Annotated in this window: 7 protein-coding genes; 4 read left to right on the top strand and 3 right to left on the bottom strand. The window is 65.7% G+C overall.

Going from position 1 to position 6,886, the window contains the following annotated elements:
* Nucleotides 1–702, bottom strand: a 702-nt coding sequence (map, locus tag C446_RS04150) for a type II methionyl aminopeptidase (RefSeq protein ID WP_006671810.1), incomplete at its 3' end; no start/stop codon positions are given.
* Between the two features lie 340 nt (nucleotides 703–1,042).
* Nucleotides 1,043–2,017, bottom strand: a complete 975-nt coding sequence (locus C446_RS04155; RefSeq protein ID WP_006671812.1) for an isoaspartyl peptidase/L-asparaginase — start codon at nucleotides 2,015–2,017, stop codon at nucleotides 1,043–1,045.
* Nucleotides 2,018–2,168: 151 nt separating this feature from the next.
* Between C446_RS04155 and C446_RS04160 the strand changes: the two genes are divergently transcribed.
* The 3 genes from C446_RS04160 to C446_RS04170 all read left to right on the top strand — a co-directional run bounded on the left by C446_RS04160 (nucleotide 2,169) and on the right by C446_RS04170 (nucleotide 4,683).
* Nucleotides 2,169–2,492 (top strand): hypothetical protein, encoded by a 324-nt coding sequence (locus C446_RS04160; RefSeq protein WP_083861061.1) that lies wholly within the window; start codon nucleotides 2,169–2,171, stop codon nucleotides 2,490–2,492.
* A 296-nt stretch (nucleotides 2,493–2,788) separates the two neighbouring features.
* The gene (gene icd / locus C446_RS04165) at nucleotides 2,789–4,051 is read left to right on the top strand and encodes an isocitrate dehydrogenase (NADP(+)) (RefSeq protein WP_006671814.1); all 1,263 of its coding nucleotides are present in this window, start codon (nucleotides 2,789–2,791) and stop codon (nucleotides 4,049–4,051) included.
* 161 nt (nucleotides 4,052–4,212) lie between these two features.
* Nucleotides 4,213–4,683 carry a GNAT family N-acetyltransferase gene (locus C446_RS04170; protein WP_006671815.1) on the top strand — a complete coding sequence of 157 codons (471 nt, stop codon included), beginning with the start codon at nucleotides 4,213–4,215 and terminating at the stop codon, nucleotides 4,681–4,683.
* 106 nt (nucleotides 4,684–4,789) lie between these two features.
* Here the strand turns inward: C446_RS04170 and C446_RS04175 are convergent, their stop codons facing one another.
* Nucleotides 4,790–6,172, bottom strand: a complete 1,383-nt coding sequence (locus C446_RS04175; protein ID WP_006671816.1) for an NRAMP family divalent metal transporter — start codon at nucleotides 6,170–6,172, stop codon at nucleotides 4,790–4,792.
* A gap of 218 nt (nucleotides 6,173–6,390) precedes the next feature.
* Here C446_RS04175 and C446_RS04180 point away from each other — a divergent pair, with 218 nt between their 5' ends.
* Nucleotides 6,391–6,774 (top strand): response regulator, encoded by a 384-nt coding sequence (locus C446_RS04180; RefSeq protein WP_006671817.1) that lies wholly within the window; start codon nucleotides 6,391–6,393, stop codon nucleotides 6,772–6,774.
* Nucleotides 6,775–6,886 lie beyond the last annotated feature (112 nt).

Consider the following 6,886-nt stretch of genomic DNA (forward strand, 5'->3'; position numbering starts at 1 on the left):
GAGGGCGTCCCGGGCCTGCCGATTGCGGACAGTACCCTCCCGCTCGAGGGCGTAAATCTCCTCGCTGGCACCTTCGGTCACCTTCCCGCCGCCGTCGGTGGCGAACGGTTCGATCGCGACGACGTCGCCGACGTCCAGTGTCGTGCCCCGGGAGACGGCGCGGTTCGGGATGTTCGGCTGCGTGTGCTGTTCCCAGTGGCCCAGTCCGTGTCCGGTGAGGTTGACGACGGGGTTGAAGCCGTAGCCGTCGATGACGTCTTCGATCTCCGCGCCGATCTCGCCGGTATCCACGCCCGGCTCGACGACCTCGAGGGCGGCCTCCAGCGCCTGTTCGGAGGCTTCCGCGAGTTCGGGGTTGCCCGAGAGATCGACGGTGATCGCGGTGTCGGCGAGCCAGCCGTCGACGTGGACGCCGATGTCCAGGTTGACCATCTCCTCGCCGAAGGTGGTGTCGTCGTCGATCGACGGCGTCGCGTGGGCCGCTTCGTGATCGATCGAGATGTTGACGGGGAAAGCAGGCTCGCCGCCGAGTTCGCGGATGCGGTCCTCGGCGTACTCGGCGACCTCGAGGTGGCTCGCACCGACCTCGACGCGGTCTGCGGTCTCCTCGCGAACCTGTGCGAGAATCTCGCCCGCTTCGCGGTGTTTTTCGTACTTCTCGGACTGCAGGTCTACCTGGTCCTCGTCCTCGGATTCGGCCATGTATCGGGGTTGTGCGGGTCGACAAAAAGAGGTTCCGTCTCCGGACGAACACGGCCGGCCGAAACCGGCTTCAGCGATTCTGTCCGTCGGTCCAGCGACAGTTCGGACAGACGTCGACGCCCTGGACGTTCGAGAGCGTCGTGTCGCAACTCGGACACTGTCGCGCAGCGTGATGCGGTTGCTCGAGCATGGTTCGAGGATCGAACACGACGATAATAAAACTACCTCACGTCAATCGTCGAAATACGAGGGGCGGACAGCAACGACGGCACTCGAGAACCGACACGATGGCCGATTCGCAGTCGTTGTACCGACAACAATCCGTTACTGAGAGCCCGTATCAGTCGCGCGCGTGAGCGGTTTGCATCTGCGAACTGTTGAACGCCGAGCCGAGGTTGCCACGTGCGTCGAGGCAGATGAGCCCCGCCGTCGAACCGGTCAACTCCGCGAACTCCTCGATCGCGAGCTCGGCCGCTGCGTCGGCCGTGTGGCCGTTCTCGACGTGGCGAGCGGCCCGCCGCGAAAGAGTGACACGGGCGATGTCTTCGCCGGCACCGGTCGCGCTCACTGCGGCCGCCGGCGAACAGTAGAAGCCGGAGCCGACCTGCGGAACGTCCCCGACCNCGCCGGCACCGGTCGCGCTCACTGCGGCCGCCGGCGAACAGTAGAAGCCGGAGCCGACCTGCGGAACGTCCCCGACCCGACCCGACAGCGCGAGCCAGCGGCCGCCGGTCGAGGTCGCCGCCGCCAGCGACTCGCCGTCGAAGGCCACCGCACCCACCGTGTCGTGATCGTGTTCGTCTTCCGGCTCGTCGCGGCCGTCGGGATCGGACTGCCCGTAGCGGTCACGGATCGCCGCGAGCTGGTCGCGGACGCCGCCGACGTCGGCGAGTTCCTCCTCGGCCCACTTCTCGTCCGTTCGCTCGCTCCGGAGGTCGACACCGGTCTCGACGCCGAAGGCCTCGGCCAGCGAGACGGCGTGGTCGCCCGAAACGAAGCCGTGAGGTGTTTCCGCCATGACGACCCGAGCGACGCTGACGGCGCGTTCGACGCCGGGCATCGAACAGGCCGCGCCGACCGCGCGGTCGTCGGTCATAATCCCGGCGTCGGTCCGGACCGTTCCGTCGCTCTGGACCGCACCGCCGACGCCGGCGTTGAACCGCGTCGACCCTTCGAGGACGTTCACCGCGGCTTCGACCGCGTCGACGGGGTCGGACTCGACTGCACCGGTTTCTGCTGCCTCCTCGAGGACGGCCTGTCTGGGTTCGGGTTCGTCGGGATCGCTGCCTGCGCCTCCGTGGACGAGTAGCTGCATACGCCCTCGTGGACGGGCGGTCGGGATAATCGGTTCGGAACGGCTTCGATCGGACGCCCGTTCGGTCCCGTCGCTGTCTTCGGGTCTCGTCGGGTTTCGCCGAGTCGAAATCCCCAGACTTACGACGGCGGCTCGAGAATCGATGGCGACGATGGCGACGCTGTCCCCGGCCGTGTTGCTGGCCGGCTTCTGTGCAGTGTTGGCGGCTGTAGCGATCGGCCGACTCGTCGCTGCAGACAGACGCGATCCGGTCGACATCGGGACAGCGCTGCTTACCGTTTCGATTACCTTCGGCGTCGTCGTCTGGGCGACGGTCGAAGAATCGTGGTTGACGTGGTCGACGCGAGGGATCGTCGCCGTTCTCGCCGTCGCGACCGGTGTCGCGGGGCTGGGTATCCTCGCTGGACGCTGGTACCGACCGCTGGGTGGCCGCTCCCGCGAGGACGATTTCGAGACGAACGACGAACGCTCGTAGCGGCGCATCGACGTGTCGTCTCGAACGAATCGTCGACCGCGATTTCGACGAACGGACGGCTATAGAACTGCAACGGTTTGGACACTGACGCCGATCAATCGGGCGATCAGGTGCGCGCTGACGTGCCTGCTATAGTTCGTTTTCGGCTTCTCTCTTCTCGCGGGCTCTCCCCGTCGTATGTGGAATTGGGGAGCATGGGAAGCAGAACCGGTCGTCTCGCGTGTCGGTCGGGAAACGACGGCTGTCGAACGGAAATGGTAGACCTTTTACCCTCATCGAAGAACGGTACAGACGAGATGAGCTACGACAAGATCGACGTCCCCGAGGACGGGGAGAAGATCACGCTGAAAGAGGGTACCGACGACGAACTCGAGGTGCCCGACAACCCGATCATCCCGATCATCCACGGCGACGGCGTCGGTAGCGACGTCGGTCCCGCGGCTCAGAAGGTGCTCCAGGCGGCTGCCGAGGCGACTGGCCGCGAAATCAACTGGATGCGTGTCTACGCCGGCGAGTCCGCTCGCGAGAAGTACGACGAGAACCTGCCCGACGAGACGGTCCAGGCCATCAAAGAACACCGCGTCGCGATCAAGGGCCCGCTGACGACCCCCGTCGGTGCCGGCTTCCGCTCGCTGAACGTCGGTCTTCGCAAACTGCTCGATCTCTACGCGAACGTCCGACCGACCTACCACTTAGACGGCGTCCCCTCGCCCATGTCCGAGCCCGAGCAGATGGACATGGTTACCTTCCGTGAGAACACAGAGGACGTCTACGCCGGCATCGAGTGGGAAGAAGGCACCGACGAGGTCCAGCAGGTCAAGGAGTTCGTCGAGGAAGAAATGGGCTTCGACGACGTCATCCACGACGGCCCCGTCGGCATCGGCGTCAAGCCGATCACGGAGTTCGGCACGAAGCGACTGGTCCGCCGCGCGATCGACTACGCCCTCGAGCACGACCGCGACTCGGTCACGCTGGTCCACAAGGGCAACATTATGAAGTTCACCGAGGGGCAGTTCCGTGACTGGGGCTACGAGGTCGCCGAAGAAGAGTACGGCGACGAGGTCATCACCGAGGACACCCTCTGGGAGGAACGCGACGGCGAGGCTCCCGAAGACGCCGTGGTCGTCAACGACCGCATCGCCGACAACATGCTCCAGCAGATCCAGACCCGTACCGAGGAGTACGACATCCTCGCGACGATGAACCTGAACGGGGACTACATCTCCGACGCCTGTGGTGCCCAGATCGGAGGCCTCGGCATCGCACCCGGTGCCAACTTCGGCGACGGTCGTCTGCTGGCCGAACCCGTCCACGGCTCCGCGCCCAAGTACGAGGGCCAGGACAAGGTCAACCCCACCGCCATGATCCTCTCGGGCCGCATGATGCTCGAGTATCTGGGCTGGGACGACGCCGCCGACCTCGTCCGCGACGCCGTCGAAGAGACGATCTCGTCGGGCAAGGTCACCTACGACCTCGAGCGCCAGCTCGACGACGCCGAGAAGCTCGCCACCAGCGAGTTCGCCGAGGAAGTCGTCGACAACATCGAGCAGCTCTCGTAACCTCCGTCCCGACTTTCTATCACGGCGGCCGCTCTCGAGCGGTCCCGTGAACGCGTTCTTTCAGTTCTCGGGTTTCTCGAGCCGTCCCGACCGCGATTCGTCCGGCTGCAGCTCCGCCGGCGTCGTAACGCACTTGCTTGCCGGCGGCCGTAGCTCACGTTATGTCATCGGAGGACAGCCTCGAGGTCCGTGTCGCCGGCGACGACGACGGCGACAACGGCGACAACGGCGACGAGCGCGAGGACGCGTTTGCGGTCCGCCAGCACGTCTTCGTCGAAGAGCAAGGCGTCGACGAGGAACTCGAGTACGACGGCCACGACGCCGACGCGGTTCACGTCGTCGCCTACGACGACGGCGAGCCGGTTGGCACGGCCCGGTTGCGAGAACTCGAGGACGGGATCGGGAAGGTCGAACGCGTCGCCGTCCGCGAGTCGCGTCGCGGCGAGGGGATCGGCCGGAAGCTGATGGTGACACTCGAGGAGCGGGCCGCCGAGCGCGGACTGGCGACGCTTACCCTCCACTCCCAGACTCACGCCGCCGAGTTCTACGACCTGCTCGGCTACGATCGACACGGCGAGGAGTTCGAGGAAGCCGGCATTCCACACGTCGAGATGCACAAACGACTCGAGTAACGGCCCGCTCGAGTGTTGTCGTCTCTCGGGGTCTGTGCGTGTTCGGTGTGCTCGGTGTGCTCGGCGTGTTCGTCGCTGGTCGTCGCCGCTGGTCGTCCGTGACCGTTCAGCGTCGTCTCCAGGTTTCCCTGCCGTACTTGCCGACGAGTCCGACGACTGCGACGCCCATCGCCGTCGCGAATACGACGACGAATGCCGCCATCGGGTCGCCGGCCGCGGCCGCCTCGAGTTCCTCGAGGACGAACTCGGCTGCCAGCACGCTCGTGACCGCAAAGAGGACGACGCCGCCGAGGTTCGCGAGCCGGGAGTTGGTCTTCGTCGCGGGGACGACATCGGGGTCGTTCAGCAGGTAGAGGATCACGGCCAGCGCGAACGGCGTTCCGACCAGCCCGAACGCCAACACGAGGACGAGAAGCTGGAGGAACGCGCCCTCGAGGAACGCGCCGGCTCCCGAGGCGAGCGCGACGACGACCAGTGCCGCCCGGTAGCGTGGATCGTCGACGGACTGGTCCCAGCCGAGTTTGTCCGCGAGCAGGTACGGCGGAACGATCGTGTTGCCCCCCAGCGTCGAGACCGCCGCTCCCCACAGACCGAGCAGGAATACCCACATGGCGTGTTCCCCTGCGACCGGGCCAAGTGCCTCGGCAGCCTGGATCTCGTCGATCGTGCTCGGGTCCGTGACGACGTTCGGAAGGACGCTCGCCGCGACGAGAAAGACCGCGAGGCTGAAGATTCCGAACGCGACGAACATGGAGCTAACTACGTCGAACGTCGCGATGTCCCGGTCGTCGTCGGTCCACCCTCGTGCTCGCATCGTGTAACTTTGCATGGTCAACAGCGTGATGTGAACCGCTCCCCCGAGTACGCCGGCCGCGACCACTGCGCCGCCGACGCCCGGAATCTCTGGTGCGAGGCCGGACACAGCCTGTCCCGGGTCGATCGGAACGACCAGCGCCGCGGCGACGAACGCGAGGACGACCAGCGAGACGAGGACCTTCGCGCCGAGCTCCGCGAACCGGTAGCCGCCAGTTGCGAGCCCGATCGCGAGGATCACTGCCCAGCTTACGCCCCAGAACCGCGCATCCGTCAGCACGGCGACGCCGACACCGGCGTTCGTCGCGATGGTCGCGCTCACGTCCGCAAGCGTCAGCATGATCGCCAGCTGGGCGAGCCCCGCCGCGAGCACGACGTCGATCACGAGTACCCACGCCCAGAACGAGCCGAGGTGATCCTCGGCGACGGCGACGATGCCCCGTTCGGTGAGCAGCCCCAGCCGCATCGCGAGGTACTGCCCGAGCGTGCCAAGCACCGCCGAGAGGACGACTACCCACAGCAACGCGTACCCGAAGCTCGCGCCCGCGACTAGCAGACTCGCCATCGTCGCCGGCCCAGCCGCGATCGCCCCCGCGAGCCAGGTCGGTCCCAACCGCCGCACGAACGCGACGATCCGTCCACCTCTCCGTTCGACCGATTCCCGTTCGGTTGCCATCGGGCGTCCTTACGAACCGATCACTAAAACCACGTGGTATTCTCGAGTAATTCCTTCTTCACCCTGGAGATCACGCGTTTCAGCCACTTTCCCGCCAGCTCGGGCTCGCCCAGGGTGGACCGAGCTCGTCGGGGAGAGGGTGCCCAGCGAACTCGAGCCGATCGCTATCGCACTGTTGGCCAGACCACTTTTGATAGCTGTGCCAGTATGTGTCGGGGATGACCCGAACAGTTCTCTGTGTCGACTCCGAGGATCGCGTCTCGTCCGTCGCGTCGGCCCTCGGTGCGGACGACGATCTCGAGGCGATCGAGGCCTCGTCGGTTACCGACGCGGCCGATCGTATCGCCAGCGAGCCGGTCGTCTGTGTCGTGACGGCTTACGAACTCCCGGACGGGGACGGACTCGATGTCGTCGAAGAACTCAGGTCCGAAGCTCCGCAGACACCCTGTGTGCTCTTTACCGACATCTCACCTGCCGAGATCGATACCGCGTCCGTCGAGGAGGTGATCGTCGAGTATCTCAACCGTGACCTGCCGGACGCTCACGATCGGCTGGTCCCGTCCCAAAGTCGTCTAGAGTTCGCCTCTGGTAGCTTCAGTTGACACCTCCATTGTGATGGCTGTTTTGGCTCAGCGCTCGAGCAGTTCGTCGGCGAACGCCGCGAACTGCTCGGGATCGGCGTACTGCACCAGATTCAACCAGAGAAGCGACTCT

Source organism: Halobiforma nitratireducens JCM 10879, from assembly GCF_000337895.1.
GTDB lineage: Archaea > Halobacteriota > Halobacteria > Halobacteriales > Natrialbaceae > Natronobacterium > Natronobacterium nitratireducens.

Excerpts from the sequence above, each read along its gene's own strand:
- C446_RS04160 (WP_083861061.1), top strand. The coding sequence starts at position 2,169 with ATGGCGACGCTGTCCCCGGCCGTGTTGCTGGCCGGCTTCTGTGCAGTG.
- icd (WP_006671814.1), top strand. The coding sequence starts at position 2,789 with ATGAGCTACGACAAGATCGACGTCCCCGAGGACGGGGAGAAGATCACG.
- C446_RS04170 (WP_006671815.1), top strand. The coding sequence starts at position 4,213 with ATGTCATCGGAGGACAGCCTCGAGGTCCGTGTCGCCGGCGACGACGAC.
- C446_RS04175 (WP_006671816.1), bottom strand. The coding sequence starts at position 6,172 with ATGGCAACCGAACGGGAATCGGTCGAACGGAGAGGTGGACGGATCGTC.
- C446_RS04180 (WP_006671817.1), top strand. The coding sequence starts at position 6,391 with ATGACCCGAACAGTTCTCTGTGTCGACTCCGAGGATCGCGTCTCGTCC.